The 24,772-nt window shown below is 66.8% G+C and carries 22 protein-coding genes, 1 tRNA gene and 1 other RNA gene; 11 read left to right on the forward strand and 13 right to left on the reverse strand.

Going from position 1 to position 24,772, the window contains the following annotated elements:
• Positions 1-165: 165 nt before the first annotated feature.
• A tRNA-Pro gene (locus ACZ5CM_RS14535) sits at positions 166-242 on the forward strand.
• A gap of 93 nt (positions 243-335) precedes the next feature.
• On the opposite strand, the gene ACZ5CM_RS14540 is transcribed toward ACZ5CM_RS14535, so the two are convergent.
• From ACZ5CM_RS14540 to ACZ5CM_RS14555, 4 genes are all read right to left on the reverse strand, one after another.
• A complete protein-coding gene (locus ACZ5CM_RS14540; protein WP_464639655.1) occupies positions 336-1,133 on the reverse strand; it encodes a PaaX family transcriptional regulator in 798 nt (265 codons plus the stop codon).
• A 60-nt stretch (positions 1,134-1,193) separates the two neighbouring features.
• Positions 1,194-1,787 carry a recombination mediator RecR gene (recR, locus tag ACZ5CM_RS14545; protein WP_464639657.1) on the reverse strand — a complete coding sequence of 198 codons (594 nt, stop codon included), beginning with the start codon at positions 1,785-1,787 and terminating at the stop codon, positions 1,194-1,196.
• A gap of 78 nt (positions 1,788-1,865) precedes the next feature.
• A complete protein-coding gene (locus ACZ5CM_RS14550) occupies positions 1,866-2,210 on the reverse strand; it encodes a YbaB/EbfC family nucleoid-associated protein (protein ID WP_464639659.1) in 345 nt (114 codons plus the stop codon).
• Positions 2,211-2,286: 76 nt separating this feature from the next.
• Complete coding sequence (locus tag ACZ5CM_RS14555) at positions 2,287-4,059, reverse strand: DNA polymerase III subunit gamma/tau (RefSeq protein ID WP_464639660.1); 1,773 nt, start codon at positions 4,057-4,059, stop codon at positions 2,287-2,289.
• 142 nt (positions 4,060-4,201) lie between these two features.
• On the opposite strand from ACZ5CM_RS14555, the gene ACZ5CM_RS14560 reads away from it, so the two are divergent.
• Positions 4,202-4,702: a protein-tyrosine phosphatase family protein gene (locus tag ACZ5CM_RS14560; protein WP_464639662.1), complete on the forward strand. Its 501-nt coding sequence runs from the start codon at positions 4,202-4,204 to the stop codon at positions 4,700-4,702.
• A gap of 104 nt (positions 4,703-4,806) precedes the next feature.
• Here ACZ5CM_RS14560 and ffs read toward each other — a convergent pair.
• An RNA gene (gene ffs / locus ACZ5CM_RS14565) (signal recognition particle sRNA small type) lies at positions 4,807-4,903 on the reverse strand.
• Positions 4,904-4,948: 45 nt separating this feature from the next.
• A complete protein-coding gene (locus ACZ5CM_RS14570) occupies positions 4,949-6,841 on the reverse strand; it encodes a 5'-nucleotidase C-terminal domain-containing protein (RefSeq protein ID WP_464639664.1) in 1,893 nt (630 codons plus the stop codon).
• 182 nt (positions 6,842-7,023) lie between these two features.
• Here ACZ5CM_RS14570 and nudC point away from each other — a divergent pair, with 182 nt between their 5' ends.
• Positions 7,024-8,013, forward strand: a complete 990-nt coding sequence (nudC, locus tag ACZ5CM_RS14575; RefSeq protein WP_464642632.1) for an NAD(+) diphosphatase — start codon at positions 7,024-7,026, stop codon at positions 8,011-8,013.
• A 47-nt stretch (positions 8,014-8,060) separates the two neighbouring features.
• Positions 8,061-8,528, forward strand: a complete 468-nt coding sequence (locus tag ACZ5CM_RS14580; RefSeq protein WP_464639666.1) for an SRPBCC family protein — start codon at positions 8,061-8,063, stop codon at positions 8,526-8,528.
• A 2-nt stretch (positions 8,529-8,530) separates the two neighbouring features.
• On the opposite strand, the gene ACZ5CM_RS14585 is transcribed toward ACZ5CM_RS14580, so the two are convergent.
• Positions 8,531-9,364: a prephenate dehydratase gene (locus ACZ5CM_RS14585; protein ID WP_464639668.1), complete on the reverse strand. Its 834-nt coding sequence runs from the start codon at positions 9,362-9,364 to the stop codon at positions 8,531-8,533.
• Positions 9,365-9,479: 115 nt separating this feature from the next.
• Between ACZ5CM_RS14585 and ACZ5CM_RS14590 the strand changes: the two genes are divergently transcribed.
• The 5 genes from ACZ5CM_RS14590 (at position 9,480) to ACZ5CM_RS14610 (ending at position 15,970) form a co-directional block, all read left to right on the forward strand.
• Positions 9,480-9,986 carry a c-type cytochrome gene (locus ACZ5CM_RS14590; protein WP_464639670.1) on the forward strand — a complete coding sequence of 169 codons (507 nt, stop codon included), beginning with the start codon at positions 9,480-9,482 and terminating at the stop codon, positions 9,984-9,986.
• A 376-nt stretch (positions 9,987-10,362) separates the two neighbouring features.
• Positions 10,363-12,165, forward strand: coding sequence for an extracellular solute-binding protein (locus ACZ5CM_RS14595; protein WP_464642634.1), 1,803 nt, complete (start codon positions 10,363-10,365; stop codon positions 12,163-12,165).
• Positions 12,166-12,170: 5 nt separating this feature from the next.
• The gene (locus ACZ5CM_RS14600; RefSeq protein WP_464639672.1) at positions 12,171-13,286 is read left to right on the forward strand and encodes a microcin C ABC transporter permease YejB; all 1,116 of its coding nucleotides are present in this window, start codon (positions 12,171-12,173) and stop codon (positions 13,284-13,286) included.
• Positions 13,287-14,393, forward strand: a complete 1,107-nt coding sequence (locus ACZ5CM_RS14605; RefSeq protein WP_464639674.1) for an ABC transporter permease — start codon at positions 13,287-13,289, stop codon at positions 14,391-14,393. It abuts the gene before it with no gap.
• The gene (locus ACZ5CM_RS14610; RefSeq protein ID WP_464639676.1) at positions 14,390-15,970 is read left to right on the forward strand and encodes an ABC transporter ATP-binding protein; all 1,581 of its coding nucleotides are present in this window, start codon (positions 14,390-14,392) and stop codon (positions 15,968-15,970) included. Before ACZ5CM_RS14605 ends, ACZ5CM_RS14610 begins: the two co-directional genes overlap by 4 nt.
• A 158-nt stretch (positions 15,971-16,128) precedes the next feature.
• Here the strand turns inward: ACZ5CM_RS14610 and ACZ5CM_RS14615 are convergent, their stop codons facing one another.
• The 3 genes from ACZ5CM_RS14615 to ACZ5CM_RS14625 are packed head-to-tail and all read right to left on the reverse strand — an operon-like array spanning position 16,129 to position 19,287.
• Complete coding sequence (locus ACZ5CM_RS14615) at positions 16,129-17,403, reverse strand: bifunctional folylpolyglutamate synthase/dihydrofolate synthase (protein WP_464639678.1); 1,275 nt, start codon at positions 17,401-17,403, stop codon at positions 16,129-16,131.
• Entirely contained in the window at positions 17,400-18,341 is a 942-nt protein-coding gene (gene accD / locus ACZ5CM_RS14620; RefSeq protein WP_464639680.1) for an acetyl-CoA carboxylase, carboxyltransferase subunit beta, read from the reverse strand. Before accD ends, ACZ5CM_RS14615 begins: the two co-directional genes overlap by 4 nt.
• 58 nt (positions 18,342-18,399) lie before the next feature.
• Positions 18,400-19,287, reverse strand: a complete 888-nt coding sequence (locus ACZ5CM_RS14625; protein ID WP_464639682.1) for a lysostaphin resistance A-like protein — start codon at positions 19,285-19,287, stop codon at positions 18,400-18,402.
• Positions 19,288-19,525: 238 nt separating this feature from the next.
• Between ACZ5CM_RS14625 and ACZ5CM_RS14630 the strand changes: the two genes are divergently transcribed.
• Complete coding sequence (locus ACZ5CM_RS14630) at positions 19,526-20,287, forward strand: DUF6478 family protein (RefSeq protein ID WP_464639684.1); 762 nt, start codon at positions 19,526-19,528, stop codon at positions 20,285-20,287.
• 10 nt (positions 20,288-20,297) lie between these two features.
• A complete protein-coding gene (locus ACZ5CM_RS14635; RefSeq protein WP_464639686.1) occupies positions 20,298-20,675 on the forward strand; it encodes a hypothetical protein in 378 nt (125 codons plus the stop codon).
• A gap of 94 nt (positions 20,676-20,769) precedes the next feature.
• Here the strand turns inward: ACZ5CM_RS14635 and ACZ5CM_RS14640 are convergent, their stop codons facing one another.
• From ACZ5CM_RS14640 to gpmI, 3 genes are read right to left on the reverse strand one after another with little or no spacing between them, the layout of a single operon-like run.
• Positions 20,770-22,104 carry a S41 family peptidase gene (locus tag ACZ5CM_RS14640; RefSeq protein WP_464639688.1) on the reverse strand — a complete coding sequence of 445 codons (1,335 nt, stop codon included), beginning with the start codon at positions 22,102-22,104 and terminating at the stop codon, positions 20,770-20,772.
• 7 nt (positions 22,105-22,111) lie between these two features.
• A complete protein-coding gene (locus ACZ5CM_RS14645) occupies positions 22,112-23,248 on the reverse strand; it encodes a murein hydrolase activator EnvC family protein (protein WP_464639689.1) in 1,137 nt (378 codons plus the stop codon).
• The gene (gene gpmI, locus ACZ5CM_RS14650; RefSeq protein WP_464639690.1) at positions 23,245-24,762 is read right to left on the reverse strand and encodes a 2,3-bisphosphoglycerate-independent phosphoglycerate mutase; all 1,518 of its coding nucleotides are present in this window, start codon (positions 24,760-24,762) and stop codon (positions 23,245-23,247) included. Before gpmI ends, ACZ5CM_RS14645 begins: the two co-directional genes overlap by 4 nt.
• Positions 24,763-24,772: the final 10 nt, after the last annotated feature.

The raw sequence follows: 24,772 nt of genomic DNA on the forward strand, positions 1-24,772 counted from the left end.
TTGTTTTTCGTTCGTTCGCAGCCCTGCCGGAAACCTCCGGAAAGCACCGGACCCGTCATTTTCCGACCGGTGGCGAAGACATTCCACCGCCCCGCAAAGGGCGGGAAGAAATGCGATAATGCGCTTGCAAAACCCGCACGCGGGCGCTAATGCAGCGCCCACGGTCGGAGTGTAGCTCAGCCTGGTAGAGCACTGTCTTCGGGAGGCAGGGGCCGGAGGTTCGAATCCTCTCACTCCGACCACTTTCCCAACTGGTTCGCAGCCACGATGCATCCGGGTCCGGATGCCGAATGCGCACCTTGCCCGAGCCCGCCTAGGCACAGGGCACCACCCGGTCACCCGGCTTCGAGTTCGGCAAGCGAGGGGCGCGGCAGGCGGTCGAGAAGGCGGAAGACGGCATTGCGACACGCTTCGCCCGGCCAGTCCGGCGGCAGGTATTGGGGGGGAAGATCCGGGAGGCGCAGGACGACACGCCGCCAGCGATGCACCACCAGCGTCCGCAACACCGCCACCTCCAGCGGCGCCGGCGCCGTGGAAAGCAGCGCCTCGACGGCGCGGGCATCCTCCAGCAGGGTTCGGCAGGCGCGCTCCAGTTCCGGCGGGAACAGCCGCTCGCGGAACCATTCCGGCACCTTCACCGGGTCGGCACGAAACACCAGAAGGTCGTCACATTCTCCCGGCACGCGACCGGGGCCGATGGCGACAGTGCGGCTGATGGAGATGAAATTCTCGGCCAGCAGAAGGTCGTCCAGCGTGCGCATGCCAGATGCCTCGCCGGCGATCAGGACATGCCAGTCATCGGCGATGCGGGGTTGGCGGGTATAGATGCGCGGGGTTACCGCCGCGCTCTGGCGGCGGCCAAACTCGGTCAGGAAATGCCGGCTTTCGCGCCCGTTGCGTTCGCTTTGCAGCCAGCCATCCTTGCGCAGACGGTGAAGCGCGACGCGAATTGCCTCGGGCCTTATGCCCATGGGGCCGATGATCCGGTTCAGGGCGCCCCCGCTGAGCCGGTCGCCGGGGCCCTGGGCCAGGTCTCCGAACACGGTCACGATGACCGACCACACCCGCTGATGCTGCGGTTCGGTCAGCCGTGCCACGGCCTGTGCAAACCAGTTCCCGGAAACATCATTCATGGCGGGACATTACCCCCGGCGGCAGGGCCGGCCAAGTCGCACGGGCCACGGCCTGCGGTTTCAGAGTTCCTTGCGGGCGCGCAGTGCGGCCGAGATGGTGCCTTCGTCGAGGTAGTCGAGTTCGCCGCCGATCGGCACGCCCTGGGCCAGCGAAGTCAGGCGCACCCGGCCGGCCAGCCGGTCGGCGATGTAATGGGCGGTGGTCTGGCCATCGACCGTTGCGTTGAGCGCCAGGATCACTTCGGTAATCCCCTCGCTCTGCACCCTGTCGATCAGGCGGGGGATGCGCAGATCGTCAGGGCCCACCGCGTCGAGCGCCGACAGCGTTCCCCCCAGGACGTGATAGCGCCCCTTGAACACGCCCGCCCGTTCCATCGCCCACAGGTCGGCCACGTCCTCGACCACGCAGAGCTGTCCGGTTGCGCGCGCCTCGGCCGAGCAGATGTCGCAGATCTCGGAAGTGCCCACATTCCCGCAGTTGAGGCATTCCCGGGCGGTTTCGGCCACCTCCTGCATCGCCTGCGCGAGCGGCGCCAGCAGCAGGGCGCGCTTGCGGATCAGGTGCAGCACCGCCCGGCGTGCAGATCGCGGCCCGAGGCCCGGCAGGCGAGCCATCAGTTCGATCAGGGATTCGATTTCGGGCGAGGTGCTCATGCGGCGGCCGGTGCGGGGGTTGCAGGTGCCGGGGGCCTCCGGCGGGAATTTTTTGGCAAGAGGAAGGAGCGGGCCGGATCAGAACGGAAGTTTCATGTCCTTGGGCAGTCCCATGCCTTCGGTGATCTTGCTCATTTCCCTTTGCGCGGTTTCCGAGGCCCGCAGCTGGGCGTCCTTGATCGCGGCGAGGATCAGGTCCTCGACCACTTCCTTGTCCTCGGCGTTGAAGATCGACGGGTCGATATCCAGCGACTTCAGTTCGCCCTTGGCGGTGCAGGTGGCCTTGACCAGCCCGGCGCCGGATTCCCCGGTCACGAGAAGATTGTGCATCTCTTCGTGGAGCTGCTCCATCTTCTTCTGCATTTCCTGCGCGGCCTTCATCATCTTGGCCATGTCGCCAAGGCCGCCGAGTCCTTTGAGCATCGGGTTTCTCCTGATTGTCGGTTCCGTTCACAGATACGCATGCAACCCTTCGGTCACAAGGGCGCGGTCGGGCCAGTCAGTCCTCTTCGAAGGGGTCCCAGGCCTCTTCTTCGGCCTCGGGCAGGGCTTCGGCGCGGGCACTGGCCTGCATTTCCTCGGGGGTGCGGATGGCGGTGATCTTCGCCTTGGGGAAACGCGCGAACACCGCCTTGACCAGCGGATGTTCGGCGGCCTCGGCCCTGAGCGCGCTTTCGCGTGCGTCGCGCATCTCGGCGATGGTCGGGCCGCCGCCTTCGGCCACCACCGAGATCGTCCAGCGACTGCCGGTCCATGCCTGAAGCTGCGCCCCCAGCCGCTGCGCCAGATCGGGCGGCGCGCCGTCGGCGGGGCTGAACTCGATCCGGCCCGGCTGATAGGAGACGAGGCGCAGGCCGGTTTCCACCTCGACCAGCAGCTTCACGTCGCGCCTGGCGCGGATCAGGTCGATCACATGTTCGAATGTCGGGAAGCGGGCGAGCGTGGTTTCGGCATCCTGCGCCAGCACCATCACCGGCGCCCCGCCGCCATTGCCGCCGCCGCGTGTCGTGGGAGGGGACGAGACCGGCAGGCCGGTGCCCGCGGCAGCACCCTTGCCCGGCCCTGCCGGCGTGGGCGCCCCCGGGGGCGGAGACAATGGCGGCGGCGGGGCGTTGTGCAGCTTGCGCACCAGTTCCTCGGGCGTGGGCAGATCGGCCACATGGGTCAGCCGGATCAACGCCATTTCGGCAGCCATCATCGCGTTGGGCGCGGCGGCGACCTCCTCGAGCGCCTTGAGCAGCATCTGCCACATGCGCGAGAGCACCCGCATCGGCACCTCTGCCGCCATCTTCGCGCCGCGGGCACGTTCGTCGGGAGAAACCGTGGGATCCTCGGCCGCGGCCGGGGTGATCTTTGCCACCGAAACCCAGTGCGTGATCTCGGCCAGGTCGCGCAGCACCGCCATCGGGTCCGCACCTTCGGCATATTGTGCGCCCAGCTCGGTCAGCGCGGCTGCGGCATCCCCGCGCAGGATCATCTCCATCAGGTCCAGCACCCGTCCCCGGTCGGCCAGCCCCAGCATGGCGCGCACCTGGTCGACGGTGGTTTCGCCGGCGCCATGGCTGATCGCCTGGTCCAGAAGCGAGGTGGCGTCGCGCGCCGACCCTTCGGCCGCCCGCACGATCAGCGCCAGCGCATCGTCGGAGATCGCCGCGCCCTCGGCGGTGGCGATGCGGCGCAGCAGCTTCATCATGTCTTCGGGTTCGATCCGGCGCAGGTCGAAGCGCTGGCAGCGGCTCAGCACGGTGACCGGAACCTTGCGGATCTCGGTGGTGGCGAAGATGAACTTCACATGCGCGGGGGGTTCTTCCAGCGTCTTGAGCAGCGCGTTGAAGGCGCTGGTGGACAGCATGTGGACTTCATCGATGATGTAGATCTTGTAACGGGCGGAGGCCGCGCGGTAGCGCACCGAATCGATGATCTCGCGGATGTCGTTCACCCCGGTGCGCGAGGCCGCGTCCATCTCCAGCACGTCCACATGGCGGCCCTCCATGATCGCCACGCAATGTTCGCACTGCCCGCAGGGCTCGGTGGTCGGACCGCCCTGCCCGTCCGGGCCGATGCAGTTCATCCCCTTGGCAATGATCCGCGCGGTCGTCGTCTTGCCGGTGCCGCGGATGCCGGTCATGATGAAGGCCTGCGCAATGCGGTCGGCGGCAAAGGCGTTCTTCAGCGTACGCACCATCGCCTCCTGCCCGACCAGGTCGGCGAAGGTTTCGGGCCGGTATTTGCGGGCAAGCACCTGATAGGGCCTGGACTGAGTCTCGGTCATGTCTGCTCTGGCGGATTCGTGGCTGCCGATCAGCCTAGAGCGACGACCCGGCGGCGTCCACCTTTGCCGGGACGGTTTCCGTTTGGGCGAATGCCGGACCTCGGCTATGACATTCCAGGGACGGAGGGAAGGACCTCGACGGATGCCGGGAATGACGATCCATGCGCTGCAGGTCGGCCGGGGCACGCTGGCGATCTGCCCCCTTCCCGGCCGCGGCGGCCACTACCGCGAGGACCTCGCGCTGATCCGCGACTGGCAGCCGGGCCTCGTGATCAGCCTGACCATGGAAGTCGAGATGATCGCCGTCGGCGCGCGCTTCCTGGGCACCGACGTGCAAGGCATGGGATGCCGATGGCGCCACCTTCCCATCCCCGATTTCGGCATCCCCCCGCCCGAGGTCGAGCGCCTCTGGCCCGAAACCAGCCGCGCCGCACGACAGGCGCTTGCCGGCGGCGGACGGGTGCTGATCCACTGCCGCGGCGGCTGCGGCCGATCCGGCATGGTGGCCCTGCGGCTGATGATCGAATCCGGCGAACCGGCATGCGCCGCCCTTGCCCACCTGCACCGGGTGCGCCCCTGTGCCGTCGAAACGGAAAACCAGATGCAATGGGCCCTTGCCGCCCCCGTCCCCGGATCCGAATGACGAAACCGCTGCCCGATCTTCCTCTTGCCGAAAATACTCCGGGGGTGAGGCCCGCAGGGCCGAGGGGGCAGAGCCCCCTGCCACACCCGATGCACGGCCCCGGCGGTGAGAGGTTGGACAGCGACCCAGACGGGGCTCGTTACGGCTGCTTCCTTCCGGACCTGACCGGGTTGGCGAGACGTCTGCCCGCGCCAACCTCTCGACGGCGGATATAGGCGCGCGCACAGGGATTGGCAAGCGGAGCGCTCACAGGTGCAGGACAAGGCGCAGAAAGCCGTCCTCGTCAATTCCATCGTCTTCGACATCCATCCCCGCCAGTTCCTGCAGATGGGCACGCGCGCCGGGCCCGGTCCGGACCAAGACCGAGCCGCCCGGCTGCGGCGTGAACCGCCAGGTTGCGACGAAACCGTCCGCGCCGCCCTCGGCTCTCTTTCCTGCCAGGTACGCGGCAACGGCCTCGGACACCGGGACATGCGGAAGCTCCACCGGCCGCGCCCGTCGCAACGCCGTGAAGTGACCGCCCCCATTGGCGCGGTAGCTGTTCAGCAGGACGACGAAACGATCCCCCGCCCGTACCGGACGCCCGCCATGGCACAGGTTCACGATTCGCCGCCCACCATCGGCCCCGCCTGCGCCACCGGGCGCATGGCGCGGCGGCTGCGACAGGTCGATCTCCCAGCTCAACCCGTGAATCACGTCGAAATCATGCCCCGGCACCCGCGGATCGATCAGCTCGACGCGCCGCTGCCCCGGACGGACGGTACGAAACAGGCTGGCCGACTGCTCCAGCCACGCGTACAGGCCCGCTCCATCCATGATGACAGCCCCCAGGATATTGGAAAAGGGGCAAAGATCGGCCACGTGGCGGCGCAGAATCGGTCCCGGCGGGATGTCGGTGTAGTTTCCCGGCCCCGACCGCCCCCCCGAGCGCGCCGGCGCCACCGCGGAAAGGACGGGCAGCGCACCGACTCCGGCCCGGTCCAGATGCGGGCGCAGCGCCGCCACCTGCGCGGCAGCCACCACCGCCAGCGCACGATCCGGCGCAAACAGGCTGAAGTAGCTGTGCAGCGGGCGGACGGTCCGCCCGACCGGAGCGGCCAGAGCCGCGCGGGTTTCATCGTGCAGCGGCTGCGCCAGCGCCCGGATGCGCGCATCTTCCCCGACTAGGGGCCGCATGCGCCCGCCACCGTCCGACCGCGATACCGGGCGCAATTCGACCGCGCTGGCAACCGGGCGCCAGCGGCCATCCGCGCCCATGGCAAGATCCAGGTCGATCACGCCCAGATGCCGCCCGTAGGGGCCCGGCATGACCACCGGCCGGCCATGGACCTTCCCGGCCTCGGCATCCACATGCGCAACTCCCCGATAGGCCGGCCCCGGCAGGGAGAGGTGCGAATGCCCGCCGATCACCGCGTCCACCCCCTCCATGGCCGCAAGCGGCACCACGACATTTTCCGCCCCCTTCGCTTCGTCCTCGCCGCCAACCCCGGAATGGGCCAGAACCACCACCAGATCCGCCCCGCGGCGGACAAGCTCCGCCACCTTGCGACGGGCGGCGCTGAGCATGTCCTCGATCTCGACCCGGCCGCCCAGAAGCGCGGCATTCCACGCCGCCGTCTGCGGAGGCAGAAGGGCCAGCACCCCGATGGTCACGGCCGCGCCGTCCCGGCCTTCGGCGGTCGCGGTCCGGTGCAGCAGGGCATGCGGTTCGACCGATCGCAGGCAATCGGCCTGCCTCACCCGCAGGTTCGAACAGACCACCGGGCAGCGGGCCGAGGCGACTGCCCGGTCCAGTGCCGGCAGGCCGAAATCGAAGTCGTGATTGCCAAGGCCGATCGCGTCATAGCCCATCCGGGCGAAGGCCTGCATCATCGGGTGCGGCAAGGCCCGCCCTTGCGCGGCAACCTCGCCCGCGGGCGTCCCCTGCAGAGTGTCGCCATTGTCGAACAGCAGCACTACTGCCCCATGCGCCGCAGCTTCCTGCCGAGCCTGCCGAACCAGCGTGGCGATCCGCGACAGGCTGCCGCCCGGATCGGGGCGGTCGGCCCGGTAGTCATATCCCAGAAGGTGCATGTGCAGATCGGACGTCGCCAGGATCCGCAGGCGGGCCGTGGCGCCGTCCCCGACCGAATGCCCCATCACGATCCTCCGCCTGCCCCTGTCAACTGCGCCAACCCATTGAAATCCCATAACCTCGCCAGCCGTCAGAGCAAGAATCAGCCACAGCCGCCCCCGCGATCCCTTTCCGACCGTTGCCGCTTTGCCATTGAAAACGACCGCCAGCCGTGGCAGCCCCGAAACGGGCAAGGGCGGAGACGATCATGCAGGTGGCCGAGCAGGTGACTTTCGCCGGCGCGGGGCTGGACCGGGCGGCGCAACTACGCGGGGATGACGGGGAAATCGCCCGTCTGGCCGCACGCGCGGACGCCGCCTGCGTGGTGTTGTGGCGCGGCAAGCCGCTGGTGAGGGGCACGAGACGCGACGCGCTGGTCCTTCTGCCGATGACCCACCCGATACTGCCGGACGAACCGCTGGGCCATCCCGAAGGGCCGATCTTCCTGGGGCTGGACACCCGGGCGGGCGGAGCGCCCCGATTCGCCCGCGACATTTCGTTCTGGAACCCGGAAGGGGCGGACACGGCAGCGCTGGGGCGCATGTTCGACCCGACCGAGCAGCATCACCCGAAGCTGCCGGAAGATCACGTCTTTGCAGATCTGCGCCAGCTGATGTCCCGCCTGTCCGCGCAGCACGCAGAGCTGGCCGCCACCGCCAAGGGCCTGACCGAATGGCACGCCATCCACCGCTTCTGCGCGCGCTGCGGGCAGGCCAGCCGGGTGGCGATGGCGGGCTGGCAAAGGATGTGCCCCTCTTGCGGAGCGCATCATTTCCCGCGCACCGACCCGGTGGTCATCATGCTGGTCACCCATGGCGATTCGGTACTGATGGGCCGCTCGCCCGGCTGGCCCGAGGGCATGTATTCACTGCTGGCCGGCTTCGTCGAACCGGGCGAGACGATCGAGGCCGCCGTGCGCCGCGAAGTGCTGGAGGAAACCGGCGTCCCGGTGGGCAAGGTCGGCTACCTGGCCAGCCAGCCCTGGCCGTTTCCGGCGTCGCTGATGATCGGCTGCCGCGCCGAGGCCCTGGCGACCGAAATCCGTATCGACCCGGTCGAAATCGAAGACGCCTTCTGGGTCGGCCGGTCGGACATGCTTGCCGCCCTTGCCGGCGCGCATCCGCGCATCAGGCCCGCCCGCCGCGGCTCGATCGCGCATTTCCTGTTGTCGAACTGGGTTGCGGACCGGCTGGATTAATAGGACAATCCCGCGCAATCGGACAATCACGACACAGGCAGGAACCCGTGAAATTTTCGAGCAGGCAAGATATCGAAACGCCGATCGACGAGGTTTTCGGGGTCCTGTCGGATTTCGAATCCGTCGAGCGCTCGGCCATTCGGCGCGGCATCGAGATCCGGCGCGGCTCGGACAGCGCGGCACCATCCGAGGGGATGACCTGGGACGCGACCTTCCTGATACGCGGCCGGACCCGGACGGTCGGCATATGCCTCGAACGGCTCGATCCGCCCAACGGGATGACCTTCGCCATCACAAGCCCCAGCATCTCGGGCGGAATGAAGGTCGAACTGGTCGCGCTGTCGCCGCGGCGGACGCGGATGCTGGTGGCGGTCGAGCTCAAACCCACGACCCTGACCGGGCGCCTGTTCATCCAGTCCATGAAACTGACGAAGAAGAAACTCGACCGCCAGTTCAAGCGGCGCGTCGCGGATTACGCCCGCATGGTCGAGGAGCGCTTCACACGGCTTGCCTGAGATCACCCGCGCTCGGCCGCGGCCGGATAGACGCCCAGGATCTCGAATTTCGCGGTGAAATAGCCCAGTTCCTCCAGCGCCAGCCTGACATTGGGATCGTCGGGGTGGCCCTCGATGTCGGCATAGAACTGGGTGGCGGTGAAGGACCCGTCCACCATGTAGCTTTCCAGCTTGGTCATGTTCACGCCGTTGGTGGCAAAGCCGCCCATCGCCTTGTAGAGCGCTGCCGGTATGTTGCGCACCTGGAACACGAAGGTGGTCATCATCTGCCCCGAGCCCCGGCGCCTGTGATCCGCATCCCGCGCCATCAGCAGAAACCGGGTGGTGTTGTGGGCGTGGTCCTCGATGTGCCGGGCAAGGATGTGAAGACCGTTGATCTCGGCCGCCAGATCCGAGGCCAGCGCGCCCAGCGTCCGGTCGCCGCGGGCGGCGATCTCGGCCGCTGCGCCGGCGCTGTCGGCGGCCGCCTCACCACGGATGCCATAGCGTTTCAGAAAGGCCTCGGCCTGCGGCAGCAGCACCAGATGGGCGCGCACGGTTTCGATTTCCTCGATCTGAACGCCGGGCAGCGCCATCAGGTTGATATGCACCCGCACGAAGGCCTCGTCCACGATGAACAGCCCGCTTTCCGGCAGCAGGCGGTGGATGTCGGCCACCCGCCCGTAGGTCGAGTTTTCCACCGGCAGCATGGCCAGATCCGCCCGGCCCGACTTCACCGCCTGGATGGTTTCCTCGAAGGTGCGGCAGGGCAGAGGCTCCATGTCCGGGCGCGCCTTGCGGCAGGCCTCGTGGCTGTAGGCGCCGGGCTCTCCCTGGAAGGCGATGCGTCTGGTCATGTCGTTTTCCGTGCAACAGGTGCGAAATGGGCGTTTGGTCGCGCTGTCTATACCTTGCCTCGCGCGAGGGGAAGCCTTAGACACCCCCGCAAACGGACAAATGGACTCGCGATCAATGTTTGACACGATGACTGTGACCAAGGCGGCCGGCGGCGTTCTGGGTGCCTTTCTGATCTTCCTGGTGGGCAAGTGGGCCGCAGAAGTGCTCTATCATGTGGGCGGCGAGGGCGAGCCAGCCTACGTGATCGAAACGGAAGACGCCGGCGACACCGAAGAAGCCGCGACCGAAGTGAGCTTTGCCGATCTTCTGGCACAGGCGGATCTCAAGAAGGGCGCCAAGCTGTTCAAGAAATGCGCCGCCTGCCACAAGGTGGAAAAGGGCGCCAACAGCACCGGGCCGTATCTTTACGGCGTCGTCGGCCGGCCCGTTGGCGCGGTCGAGGGGTTCAGCTACTCGGACGCCATGGCAAATCACGGGGGCGAATGGACGCCGGAGGCCCTGAACGAGTTCCTGACCAGCCCGAAAAGCTATGTCCCGGGAACCAAGATGTCGTTCAAGGGCTTCGCCAAGCCCGAGGAGCGCGCCAACATCATCGCCTATCTGGACAGTCTCGACGACTGACCCGGCACCCTGCGCCGGGGTGAAAGCCACCGCCTCTGCGCGGTGGCTTTTTCATACGCAACCGCAGCATCCGGCGCGCCTTTCGATACGGGCGGCTCTGCCCGGCCTGCCGGAAGGGGCCGCCGGTCATTGAGGTTGACGCAATTGTAACCCGCAAACACCTTGAACATCCGGCCCCGGCGCCATTAGCTTGCAGCGACAACGGCGGGGCCCGGCCGGCCCCGGGACAGCGGAGGACAACCCGATGGAATCTGCCCGGAACAAGGCTCGGCTGCGGTTGCCCGGACTGCGGCTTACCCGGCGCTCAGTCCTTGCAGGACTTTCGTCCTTCGTGCTGGTGGGCGGGAAAGCGCGGGCGCAGGCCGGCACGGACGGCATGGACGGGGGCGAGCTGATCCGCAGCCACGGCTATTCATTCTACGGTGATCTGACCTATCCGCCCGATTTCACGAATTTCTCTTACGTAAACCCGGATGCTCCGAAGGGCGGGGAGATCGCCCTCTCGGCGCTTGGCACCTTCGACTCCATGAACCCCTATTCGCGCAAGGGCCGGCGCGGGCAACTCAGCTGGATCATGTATGAAAGCCTGATGGGCGACGGGCCCGCCGATACCTATGGCGAACAGTACGGGCTGCTGGCCGAAGGGCTGGAATATCCGAAATCGAAGGACTGGGTGGTGTTCTTCATGCGCCCCGAGGCGCGGTTCTCGGACGGAACGCAGGTGACGGCCCGCGACGTTCTGTTCAGCCATGAGCTGCTGCTGGAACAGGGGCTGCCCTCCTACGCGGTGGCGGTGAAGAAGCGCATCCCCCGCGCCGAGGTGATCGACGATCTGACCATCAAGTTCTACTTCACCCCCGGCATCTCGCGGCGAAGCCTGATCGACCAGGTCGGCGGCGTGCCGGTCTGGCCGCAACGCTGGTTCGAGGAAACCGGCGCGCGGCTGGACGAAAGCCGGCTGGAGACCCCGCCCGGATCGGGGCCCTACATGGTGGAAACGGTGGATGTGAACCGCCGGATCGTCTATCGGCGCAATCCCGATTACTGGGGCCGGGATCTTCCGATCAACCGCGGGCGGTTCAATTTCGACCGCATCCGGGTGGAGTATTTCGGCGACGACACCGCCGCCTTCGAGGCCTTCAAGGCCGGCGAGTACACCTTTCGCCTTGAGGGCGATTCGCGCAAATGGGCCACCGGCTACGATTTCCCCAAGGTTCGCAGCGGCGCGGTGGTGAAAAGGGAACTGCCCGACGGCACCCCGCCCACGCCCACCGGATTCGTGTTCAACCTTGGGCGCGAGATCTTCCGGGACAAGCGCGTGCGCGAGGCGATCGCGCTGGGCTACAATTTCGAATGGACCAACGAATCGCTGCAATACGGGCTGTTCCGCCAGCGCGTTTCATTCGCGCAGGACACGCCGCTGATGGCGACCGGGGTACCGGAAGGGGCGGAACGGGAATTCCTCGAATCTCTGGGCGATGTGGTCCCGCCCGAGCTGCTGAGCGAACCCGCGCGGCTGCCCCATACCTCCAGCCCCAAGCGCCTGACCGACCGGCGCAACCTGCGCAAGGCCATGAAGCTGCTGGACGCGGCCGGCTGGCCGGTGGGCAGCGACGGCAAGCGGCGCAACGCGCGGGGGCAGCTGCTGACGCTGACCTTCCTGTTCAACTCTTCCTCGGACGGAACGCTCGGGGCGGTGGTGGAAAGCTTCATGACCAATCTGCGCAAGATGGGGATCGACGCGCGGCTGGAGAAGGTGGATGCCGCGCAATACACGCTGCGCCGGCGGGATCGTGACTATGACATGATCTTCGATGCCTATGCGGCCTTCCTTGGAACCGGCACCGGGCTGCTGCAGCGCTATGGTTCCTCCGAGGCGGCGTTTTCGCTGTTCAACCCGGCGGGGCTGGCCAGTCCGCTGGTGGATGCGATCATCAACGCCTCGCTGCGCGCGACCAGCCGCAAGGAAGAGATCACCATGCTGCGGGCGCTGGACCGGGCGCTGCGCTACGAATTCTTCATGATCCCGGTCTGGTACAAGGCGAATTACTGGGTGGCCTATTACGACCAGTACGAATACCCCGATCCGCTGCCGCCCTACGATCTGGGATTCCTCGATTTCTGGTGGTTCAATGCGGAAAAAGCCGAGGCGCTGAAAGCCTCGGGCGCGCTGAGGTAGGGGGCATGGGCGCCTATATCCTGCGCCGGCTGCTGCTGGTGATCCCGACGCTTCTGGGCATCATGGTGATCAATTTCGTCCTGGTGCAGTTCGTGCCGGGCGGCCCGGTGGAACAGGCCATCGCCCGGGCGCAGGGGGCGGGCGACGTGTTCGGCGGCTTTGCCGGAACCCAGCCCGAGATGGGCCTGAACACGGGGCTTGAGGATGCCGGCGCCGCCGCTGCCGGCGATGTCGGCGGCCGGTATATCGGCGCCCGCGGCCTGCCCCCCGAGTTCATCGAGGAACTGGAGCGCGAATTCGGCTTCGACAAGCCGCCATTGCAGCGGTTCCTGAACATGATGTGGAACTACATGCGGCTGGATTTCGGCGAGAGCTATTTCCGCTCGATCTCGGTCACCGATCTGGTGCTGGAGAAGATGCCGGTCTCGATCAGCCTCGGGCTGTGGTCCACGCTGATCGCCTATCTGGTGTCGATCCCGCTGGGCATCCGCAAGGCGGTGCGGGACGGGTCGCGCTTCGACACCTGGACCAGCGCGCTGATCATCGTGGCCTATGCCATTCCCGGCTTTCTGTTCGCCATCCTGCTGCTGGTGCTGCTGGCAGGGGGATCCTACTGGCAAATCTTCCCGCTGCGCGGGCTGACCTCGGACAACTGGGACTCCCTGAGCCTGTGGGGCAAGGTGGTGGACTATTTCTGGCACATCACCCTGCCGGTGCTGGCCTCGACCATATCGGCCTTTGCCACGCTGACGCTGCTGACCAAGAACAGCTTTCTGGACGAGATCAAGAAGCACTATGTGATGACCGCCCGCGCCAAGGGGCTGAGCGAGACACGCGTTCTCTACGGCCATGTCTTCCGCAACGCCATGCTGATCGTGATTGCCGGCTTTCCGGCTGTCTTCATCGGCGTCTTCTTCGGCCAGTCGCTGATCATCGAGACGATCTTTTCGCTCGACGGGCTGGGCCGGCTGGGCTTCGAGGCGGCGGTGGCGCGCGACTACCCGGTGATCTTCGGCACGCTGTTCATCTTCGGCCTTCTGGGCCTGATCGTGGGGATCCTGTCGGATCTGATGTATGTGCTGGTCGATCCCCGGATCGACTTCGAACGGCGGGAGGGCTGAATGGCCCTGTCCCCCCTCAACCAGCGCCGCTGGCGCAACTTCAAGCGCAACCGCCGCGCCTACTGGTCGCTCATCATCTTCTCAATCCTGTTCGGGGTAACGCTGTTTGCCGAGTTCATCGCCAATGACAAGCCGATCCTCGTGCAGTATCGCGGCGAATACTACATGCCGGTCTTCCGCTTCTATCCCGAAACCGCCTTCGGCGGCGATTTCGAAACCGAAGCCAGCTATACCGACCCCGAGGTGCAATGCCTCATCGTCACCGGGGGGCTGGACATCTGTTTCGACGACCCCGAGGGCGTGATGGAGGATGCCGCCGACGGCATGGTGGAGGGGCAGCCCATCGAGAAGGGCTGGGCCATCTGGCCGCCGATTCCCTATTCCTTCGACACCATCGTGGAACGGCCCGGCGCCGCCCCCCTGCCCCCGAATGGCCAGAACTGGCTGGGCACCGACGACACCAAGCGCGACGTGCTGGCGCGGGTGATCTACGGCTTCCGCCTGTCGGTCCTGTTCACGCTGATCGTGACCACCATCGCCTCGCTTGTCGGCATCGCCGCCGGCGCCATTCAGGGGTTCTTCGGCGGGCGGACCGACCTGATCTTCCAACGCATCATCGAGATCTGGTCGGCAACGCCCTCGCTTTATGTCATCATCATCATGTTCGCGATCTTCCAGAGGTCCTTCTGGATGCTGGTCATCATCGCGGTGCTGTTCGGCTGGACCTCGCTGGTCGGCGTGGTCCGGGCCGAGTTCCTGCGCGCGCGCAACCTCGAATATGTGCGCGCGGCAAAGGCGCTGGGGGTGGGCAACATGACCATCATGTTCCGCCACATGCTGCCCAACGCGATGGTGGCGACGCTGACCATGCTGCCCTTCATCGTCACCGGCACCATCGGGATGCTGGCCAGCCTCGATTTCCTCGGCTTCGGCCTGCCCTCGTCATCGCCCAGCCTGGGCGAGCTGACGCTGCAGGCGAAACAGAACCTGCAGGCGCCCTGGCTGGCCTTCACCGCGTTTTTCACCTTCGCCATCATGCTGTCGCTGCTGGTCTTCATCTTCGAGGGCGTGCGCGATGCCTTCGACCCGCGAAAGACGTTCCAATGACGGCGCTGCTGCAAGTGGACAACCTGCGCGTCTCCTTCCGGCAGGACGGCCGCATCACCCCGGCCGTGCGCGGCGTCTCCTTCACCGTGGACCGCGGCGAAACCGTGGCGCTGGTGGGCGAATCGGGCTCGGGCAAATCGGTCACGGCGCTCTCCACCGTCTCGCTGCTGGGCGATTCGGCCATCGTCGAGGGCTCGGTCACCTATGACGGCCGGCAGATGATCGGCGCCGACGAGGTGCTGCTGCGCAAGGTGCGGGGCAACGACATCTCCTTCGTGTTCCAGGAGCCGATGACCTCGCTCAACCCCCTGCACACGATCGAGAAACAGCTGGCCGAAAGCCTCGCCCTGCACCAGGGCCTGACCGGAGACGCCGCCCGCGCCCGCATCATCGAGCTGCTCGAACGGGTGGGCATCCGTGACCCCGAGGCCCGCTTGGGCGCCTACCCCCACCAGCTTTCAGGCGGCCAGCGCCAGCGGGTGATGATCGCCATGGCGCTGGCGAACAAACCCGACATCCTGATCGCCGACGAACCCACCACCGCGCTGGACGTGACCATCCAGGCGCAGATCCTCGACCTTCTGGCCGAACTGAAGGCGCAGGAGAACATGGGGCTTCTGTTCATCACCCATGACCTCGGCATCGTGCGCCGCATCGCCGACCGGGTCTGCGTGATGAAGGACGGAGAGATCGTCGAAACCGGCCCCACCGAACGGCTTTTCGCAAGTCCCCGCCACCCCTATACCCGCAAACTCCTGGCCGCCGAAGCCGTCGGCCGGCCCGACCCCGTCGCGGCAGAGGCCGAAGAAATCCTGCGCACCGAAAACCTGCGCGTCTGGTTCCCGATCCAGCGCGGCTTCCTCAAGCGCACGGTCGGCCATGTCAAGGCCGTGAACGCCGCCAACCTCTCGGTGCGTGCGGGCGAAACGCTGGGAATCGTCGGCGAAAGCGGCTCGGGCAAGACCACCCTGGCACTGGCCATCATGCGGCTGATCGGCTCGGAAGGCCGGATCACCTTCCGCGGCCAGGACATCCGGCAATGGTCCACACGCGAATTGCGCCGGCTGCGCAAGGACATGCAGATCGTGTTCCAGGATCCCTTCGGATCGCTATCCCCGCGCATGACCTGCGCCCAGATCATCGCCGAAGGCCTTGCCATCCACAATATCGACCCGCACCGGGACAGGCGCGAACTGGTGGCCGAGGCAATGGAGGAAACCGGCCTCGACCCGGCCATGATGGACCGCTACCCGCACGAATTTTCCGGCGGCCAGCGCCAGCGCATCGCCATCGCCCGCGCCATGGTGCTGCGCCCGCGCCTGCTGGTGCTGGATGAACCGACCTCGGCACTGGACATGACGGTGCAGGTGCAGATCGTGGACCTGCTGCGCGAGCTGCAACGTCGGCACGGGCTGGCCTATCTGTTCATCAGCCACGACCTCAAGGTGGTGCGCGCCATGTCACACAAGGTGATGGTGATGAAACAGGGCGACGTGATCGAGGCCGGCCCGGCCGAGGACCTCTTCAACAATCCGCAGACCGACTACACCCGGACTCTGCTGGCCGCCACGCGATAAAGCATGCCGCTCGAAAGCGGACACCGGTTTTGAGCTTCCCGGACATGCGCCCGGACATGCGAAGCCACCGCCTGGCGCGCAACCATGCGCCCTCTTCCTCTTGCCCCAAATACTCCGGGGGGTGAGGCCCTCCGGGCCGAGGGGGGCAGCGCCCCCCTTCAGCCATTCTCGCGCAACACCGCCCCCGCCAGGTACAGCGACCCGCAGATCAGCACCCGCGCCCGTGGCGCATCCACCGCGATCCGTGCCAATGCCTCCCGGACACTGCCGGCGGTGGTCGCCGCCAGTCCGACCGAGGCCGCCACCGCCGCCGTCTCCTCGGCCGGCAGGGTGTTCGCCTCACCGGGAATGGATACCGCGGTCAGACCATCGGCCACCCCGGCCAGCGGCCGCAGATAGCCCGCCGCATCCTTGGTCCTCAGCATCCCGCAGACCAGATGCGTGGGCCGCTTCGGCAACGTCACCAGATGCGCCGCCAGCGCCCGGCCCGCCGCCGGGTTGTGCCCGCCGTCAAGCCACAGCTCGACACCGGGCGCCGCTTCGACCAGCGCCCCCCGCCGCAACCGCTGCATCCGCGCCGGCCACTGCGCGCGCGTCACCGCCGCCTCGCAGGCGGCCTCGTCGAAGCCCAGATGCCGCAGCGCCGCCACCGCCGCGCCGGCATTTTCCAGCTGATGCGCCCCGGGCAGGCTGGGCAGGGGCAGATCCACAAGCCCCGATTCGTCCTGGAACACCAGTCGCCCCCGTTCCTGCCCGACATGCCAGTGCTGACCATGTGCGATCAACGGCACGCCCAGACGGGCCGCCCTGTCCTCGATGACCTCCATCACCACCTCGGATTGCGGGCCAACCACGCAGGGCACGCCGCGCCTGAGAATCCCCGCCTTTTCGGCGGCGATCTTCTGCAGCGTATCCCCCAGAAACTGCTCGTGGTCGAGCGACACCGGTGTGATGATCGTCAGCGCCGGGCGTGCAACCACATTGGTGGCGTCCAGCCGCCCGCCCAGCCCCACCTCCAGCAGGGTGAAATCCGCCGCCACCCGCGAGAATGCCAGCAGCGCCGCACAGGTGGTGATCTCGAAATAAGTGATCGGAGCACCGCCATTGGCAGCCGCGCATTCGTCCAGAATCGCCGCCAGATCCGGTTCTGAGATCAGTCTGCCCGCCAGCCGGATCCGTTCGTGGAACCGCACCAGGTGCGGCGAGGTATAGGCGTGCACACGCTTGCCCGCCGCCTCCATCCCCGCACGGATCATCGCCAGCGTCGAGCCCTTGCCATTGGTGCCGGCCACATGGACCACCGGCGGCAGACACTCCTGCGGATCGCCCAGCGCCCGCAGCAGCCGCCACACCCGGTCGAGCGTCAGGTCGATCACCCTGGGATGCAGCGCCATCATCCGCGTCAGGATGGCGTCCGAAGCGGTCCCGCTCATCTCCCGGCGTCGTCGCCTTCGCCGGAAGAACCTTCGCCTTCCTTCGATGCGGATGTCTCCGGCGCCGGAAGGTCGGCGGCAACCGCCGGGCTCAGCCCCAGAAGCAGCCGGGTGATGCGGATCAGCTCGTCCCGCAACTGGCCGCGCGGCGTTACCCGGTCGATCATCCCGTGATCGAGCAGATATTCCGCGCGCTGGAACCCCTCGGGCAGGGTCTCGCGGATGGTCTGTTCGATCACCCGCGGCCCGGCAAAGCAGATCAGCGCATTGGGTTCGGCGATATGCACATCCCCCAGCATCGCATACGAGGCCGTCACCCCGCCCGTGGTGGGATGGGTCAGCACCACGATATAGGGCAGTCCCGCCTCCTTCAGCATCTGGACGGCAACGGTGGTGCGCGGCATCTGCATCAGCGACAGGATGCCCTCCTGCATGCGGGCGCCGCCGGCGGCCGAGAACAGGATCAGCGGCCGCTTCAGCCGGACGGCCTCTTCCGCCGCGGCAATGATCGCGTTGCCCACATACATGCCCATGGAACCGCCCATGAAGGCAAAATCCTGGGCGGCCGCGATGATCGGGGTGCGCCCGATCTCGCCGGCGGCGACCAGCATCGCCTCCTTCTCGCCGGTGACCTTCTGGGCCGCCTTCATCCGGTCGGGGTACTTCTTCTGATCGCGGAAGTGCAGCGGATCGACCACCGGTTCGGGCACGTCGACCTCGGTGAACACGCCGCCGTCGAACAGGGCGGCAAATCGGGCGCGCGGGCTGATCGCCATGTGGTGGCCGCAACTGGTGCAGACGTTCAGGTTGTCCTTGAACTCCCGGTGGAACAGCATCGTCCCGCAGCTTTCGCATTTGTGCCAAAGGTTCTCGGGTGTCTCGCGCCGCGAAAAGATCGAGTTGATCTTCGGCCGGACATAGTTGGTGATCCAGTTCATGCGCACCCCCTCGGCAAATACGTGCCGCCCAGATAAGCCCGACAGGCGGCAAATGCAATCAGCGCCCGATCGCCACCCGCGCCGCAAGCCATGTCAGCACCATCATCGCGAAATCGACCGCCAGCCACGGCCGCAGCCTTTCGGTATCGGCCATGTCGAAGGGCAGGTGATACAGCGCCAGACCGTCGAGGCTTCCGGGCGTGGCGAAGATCACGAGCGCCACGACGTTGTTGAACAGATGCACGGCGATGGCCGGGCCAAGGGTTCCGGCGCGCGCCGTGAGATCGGCCATGAGAACACCGAAGACCCCTGCCCACAGCACCACCAGAAGGGCATTGTCCCCGGCCTCGGCCGGCGTGTAGTGCCCGGAAGCGAACAACAGCGAAGGGATCAGAGCCCAGGCCAGGGGGCTTTTGAACCGCGCAGCAAGTCCCTGCTGAAGATAGCCGCGAAACAGGATTTCCTCGGCCGAGGTCTGGATGAACACCGCCAGCAGCGACAGCGGCAGCAGCATCAGCCAGCGCGACAGGGGCAGATTGGGACGCAAGGGTTCGCCGAAATCATAGGGTGGCAACACCAGAACGACCGCGCCCAGCAGGCCGAGCAGGCGCAACACCCGCCAGAACTGCCGCACCGCCTGCGGCAGCGGCCCGATGATGCCCAGCGGGTCGCGATGCTGCAGGACGCGGGCGGCCACGAAGGTACCGAAGGTCAGGAACGCGAATCCGCCCAGCAGTACCAGCATCGGGCCGGGGCGGCTGCCAGAGCGCATCTCGGCCGGGCGGAATTCCGGCCATGCGGCGGCCAGGACCGCCTGCAGCGCCGAGTTGAAGAAGATGGCAACCACGGCCACCAGACCGAGGCCGAGGACCAGGCGCCACAGCTCGGGGTATCTGCGGGCCGGCGCGACCAGCCTTTCATGCGCAGCATAGGCCCCGATCTTCATTCCCGACCCCTCTGCGCCCGGGTAGCATGCCGGCCCTCCTGCCGGCAGGCGCCTGTTTCCAAGGACTGTCGGACACATCTGCAACAGTTCCGCGATGCCTGCAAGCCGCCCGGCGCGCCCGGGCGGTCAAGAATAATATTTCGGATTTGGAAACAATTGCCTGTTTATCTGCCCGCGCAGCATTCGCTAAAATGGCGACAAATCAGGATCAGCCCCGGCCGGGGCGACGAGGGGGTCAATGGGCAGGATCACGGATCGGCTTTTTCACGCGGGCGCGTTGCGCCGCTGGCGCCGGGCTGCCCGGAATGCGAAAACGGCGGATCTGGCGCTTTTGCGCCAGCAGCGCAACCGCGCCCGGCAATTGCGCACCCATCTCGATCAGCTGATCCACGTGGCCGACGGCCGGCTGGCGCTCCCGCGCGAGGGCAATTCCTCGTTCCCCAGGCCGCACGGGACCGACTGGGCATGGCGACCCGAACTGTGGCGCGGCCCGCTGCCGGTTCCGGGGATCAGCTCGGTCCCCAGCAGGTCGAAGCTGGGCGACGAAGTGACCATGTTCCACGACTGCGAGTTTTCCGAGCTGACGCTTCGGCAGGTGCGGAACACCCGCGAAAAGGATCTGGCCGCGTACGGGTTGCGGATGGACGTTTTCAAGTTCGACGGATCCTTCCTGTCGCTGGTGATCGACCTGCCCCCCGAGGCCGCCCACGGCATGACCCGCGATCACCTGATGCGCGTGGAAACGATCGTCGAGACGGAAAAGCCGCTGGAAATCTTCGCCCGACTGAATATCCGGCACGGCCCCAATACCGAACAGATCGTGCGCGAACTGCCGTTGAAGGAACAGGACGTCGTGGTCGAATTCGACCTGGCCTATTCGCGCATGAACGAAAAACGGATCGAAAAGATCTGGCTGGACCTGATTTTCGAAGCGCCGGACATGAACCAGGTGACGATTCGCGACATCACCTTTTCGCGCCACCGCCGCGCCGCATTCTAGGAGGCCATCCATGAGCAAGCTGAAGCTGACCAAGATCCGGCTGCGCAACGGCGTGTGGGAGGGCCGGATCTATGGCGCCGACCTCAACGGCATGCCTCCGCCGGTCGGGGTCCGCTACCTGGACGAACCGGTCGAAGACGTGCAACTGACCGAAAACCTCGATGATTCGTGCTGGGATCTGACCATCCCGATCCCGAAACGGGCGCTGGCCGATGGCGTGCACACGATCCTGGTCTTCGACGAAACCGACGGCGAGAAGCTGGGCGATTTCTGCCTGATCGCGGGAGAGGTACTGTCCGACGACCTGCGGGCCGAGGTGGACCTGCTGCGGGCCGAACTGGACATGCTCAAGCGCGCCTTCCGCCGCCACTGCCTGGAAACGATGTAAGGGCCCCGCATCCGCGCCAAAAAAGGCGGAGGCGCTGCCGGCACCTCCGCCATTATCCGTCACGCCCACGCCACCGAGGCGCGGTGCCGCCTCTTCACTCGGCCGCCGAACGCAGCGCCGCAAGCCCGCGAAGAATGTCGATCGCATAGGCCAGCTGGTAATCGCGGTTGCGCAGTTCCGCAGAGGCCTCGGCCTGTGCACGCTCTTCCTCGATCTGGCGGATCTCGTCCTCGGTCAGGCTGTCGTTGTTCAGACGCCCGCGCAGGGTCGCCTCGGAGCGGGCCGGGCGCTTTTTCTTCGCCTCTTCCGTGTCGTCCCTGGGCGGCTGCTGTTCGACGATGATGTCGGGCGAGATGCCCAGCGCCTGGATCGACCTCCCCGACGGCGTGTAGTAGCGGGCCGTGGTCAGGCGCATCGCACCGCCCCCGCGCATCGGCATCACCGTCTGCACAGACCCCTTGCCGAAGCTCTTGGTTCCCACCACGATTGCCCGGCGGTGATCCTTCAATGCACCGGTCACGATTTCCGAGGCCGAGGCCGACCCGCCATTGATCAGCACCACGATCGGTTTGCCCTGCGCCAGATCGCCGGGGGTTGCGTTGAAGCGTTCGCCATCCTCCGGGTTGCGCCCGCGGGTGCTGACGATCTCGCCTTTTTCGAGAAAGTCGTCGGCAACCTTGATCGCCTGGTTCAGAAGCCCGCCGGGATTGTTGCGCAGGTCCAGGACGAAGCCGTCGATCTTGTCCATGCCGCCGGCGGCCTCGACTTCCCTTTTCAGCCCTTCCACGAGGTTCGGCTGGGTCTGCTCGTTGAAGGTGGAAATGCGCAGGACCACCGCCCGCCCCTCGGTCCGGGCGCGCACGGCGGTCAGCTTGATGGTGTCACGGATGATGGACACGTCGAAGGGTTCGTCCACCCCCTTGCGCACCACCGTGATGACGATTTCCGACCCGACCGGGCCGCGCATCAGGTCCACCGCCTCGTCCAGCGTCAGCCCCAGAAGGCTTTCGCCGTCCACATGGGTGATGAAGTCGCCCGCCTGGATGCCGGCTTCGGCCGCGGGCGTTCCGTCCATGGGAGAGACGACCTTGACGAAGCCGTCTTCCTGCGTGACCTCGATCCCCAGCCCGCCGAATTCGCCCCGGGTCTGGACCCGCATGGCCTCGGCCGCCTCGGGGGGCAGATAGCTCGAATGCGGATCGAGCGAGGTCAGCATCCCGTTGATCGCCGCCTCGATCAGCTTCTTGTCATCGACCTTTTCCACGTACTGGGCGCGGATACGCTCGAAGATGTCTCCGAACAGGTCGAGCTGCTCGTAGACGCTGGCGTTCTGCTTGGCCTCCTTGGCGACAAGCGGCCCTGCCACCTGCGCCGTCGCGATGATGCCGGCCAGCGTGCCGCTCAACGCCGCAATCACGAATTTTCTCATTCTTGTGTCATCCATCCTTGTCGGTGCGAAACCACGTCTCCGGGTCAACGGGGCGGTTATCTTCCCTTACCTCAATATAAAGCGTCTCCGAAAGGTCTTCGCCAGTGCCATCACCGGTTGGTGAAAGAAGGGCGCCGATTTCGGGCCCCTCGCCCCCCATCAACCCCACCGGCGTGCCTTCGGGAATCACCTGTCCGGCTTCGCCATACACCTCGCGCAGCCCCGAGAGAACCACCAGCATGTCCGGTTGAAGCTCGAGTATCACCACGTTGCCCAGATCCAGCAACGGCCCCAGATACCGGATCGTCGCCGCCGCGGGCGTGGTCACCAGCGCCCGCGGGCGGGTCGCCACGATCAGGCCGGGGCGCTTGACCCCGGCGGCGTCCGCCTCGCCCGCCCGGCGCAGAACCACCCCCCGCACCGGCAGGGGCAGCTTTCCCTTCAGGTCGCGGATATCCGCGGCCGAGGCGGCAATCTCGCCGTCGGCGATCTGTGACAGGCCCGAGGCGAACCCGTCCAGCGTCTCGGTCGAGGCGATCAGGATCGCGGTACGCACCGGATCCTCGGTGAAGCGGCGCGGCAGGTCGGTGCGGTCGGCAATCGCCCTGCTCAGTTCGGCCCGCGCCTTCTGGATGCCGGCCAGACCGGCTTCGAGCCGGGTCGCCGCCTTCTTCTGCAGCATCCGCAGGGTCTTTACCTCTTCCAGGTCGCGGCGCAGCTTCTCGGCGCGCGCCTTCAGCGCCGGCGTCACCTCGGCCAGCATCATCGCCGCCCGCGCGCTGCCCAACGGTCCGGCGGGATGCACCAGAAGCACTGGCGGCGGCGCGAATTCGATGGTCTGCAACACCCCCAGAAGCTGGGAAATCTCGTCCTCGCGCGCCTTGAACTGGCGCTCCAGCCGGGTTTCGCGGATCGATACCCGGCGCAGCCCCTCGCGCATGGCGGCAAGACCGGCCTCGTAGGCGCGTATGGTTTCGCTCAGGGCCTTGACCCGGTCGGAGGCCTTCTGCGCCTGCTCCAGCGAGCGGGTCGCCTGTTCCAGCTGCCTTGCCGCAGCAAGCGCCGCCTCGGCCGGGTCGGCGGTCTGGGCATGGGCCGCGCCAGCCCAGATCGCAAACCCGGCAATCGCGGCGCGCAGCATCATGCGATCAGGCTTTCCCCGGTCATCTCGGGCGGCTTGGGCAGGCCCATCAGCTGCAGGATCGTCGGCGCCAGGTCGGCCAGCCGCCCGTTGTGCAGCCGCGCGCCCTCGGGGCCACCGACAAGGATCACCGGCACCGGGTTGGTGGTGTGGGCGGTATGCGGACCACCGGTTTCCGGGTCGATCATGGTTTCGCAGTTGCCGTGATCGGCGGTGACGATCATCGCCCCGCCCGCAGCCTCCAGCGCGGCCACGACGCGGCCAAGGCCGCGGTCCACCGCCTCGCAGGCGCGGATCGCGGCATCCAGGTCGCCCGTATGGCCGACCATGTCGGGGTTGGCGTAATTGACCACGATCAGGTCATACCCCTTTTCGATCGCCGCAACAAAATGTTCCGTGACCTCGTCCGCCGACATCTCGGGTTTCAGGTCGTAGGTCGCCACCTTGGGCGAAGGCGCCATGTAGCGGTCTTCACCCGGCTCGGGCCGTTCCCGCCCGCCGTTGAAGAAGAAGGTGACATGGGGGTATTTCTCGGTTTCCGCCAGGTGGAACTGCCGCAACCCGTGCCGGGCCACCCATTCGGCCAGCGTATTCTTGATCGCCTGCTTGGGATACATGGTGGTCATGTATTCGTTGTGCTGGTCGGAATACTCGGCCATGCCCATCAGAGCCGCCAGCTTCGGCCGCGGGCCGGTCTCGAAATCGGCAAATTGCGGGTCGCCGATGGCGGCGAGGATCTCGCGCACCCGATCGGCGCGGAAATTGACGCAGAACAGCCCGTCTCCGTCACGGATGCCGCCGTAGTCCCCGATCACCGCGGGCTGGATGAACTCGTCCGTCTCACCCCGCGCCCAGGCCTCGGCCACGGCGGCAGAGGCGCTTTCGACCGGCAGCCCCCGGGCGTGGATGACGGCGGCAAAGGCCCGTTCGACCCGGTCCCAGCGCCGGTCGCGATCCATGGCATAATAGCGCCCGATGACCGTGCCGATCCGCGCGCCGGCAGGCTTGCGGGCCTCAAGCGCGGCCATGTGCTCATCCGCCGATTTCGGTGCCACGTCGCGCCCGTCGGTGATGGCATGCAGAACCACCGGAATGCCCGCCCGCGCGATTTCCCCCGCCGCAGCCAGCATGTGGTCGATATGGGCGTGCACCCCGCCATCCGAGGCCAGCCCCAGAAGATGCGCCGCCCCGCCGCTGTGTTTCAGCCGGTCGATGAAGTCGCGCAGCGCGGGATTGGTGAAGAAGCTGCCGTCCTCGATGGCCAGGTCGATCTGCCCCAGATCCATCGCCACCACCCGGCCGGCGCCGATATTGGTGTGGCCGACCTCGGAATTTCCCATCTGCCCGCTGGGCAGGCCGACATCGCGCCCATGGGTGACTAGGGTCGCGTGCGGCGCGCTGGCCATGAGCGCGTCGAAGCAGGGCGTATCCGCAAGATGCGGCGCGTTCGCCTGCGTGCTTTCGGAAATGCCCCAGCCATCGAGGATGCACAGAACGACGGGCTTGGGAGTGGACATGCGCGGGCCT

This window comes from Piezobacter thermophilus, assembly GCF_055386745.1.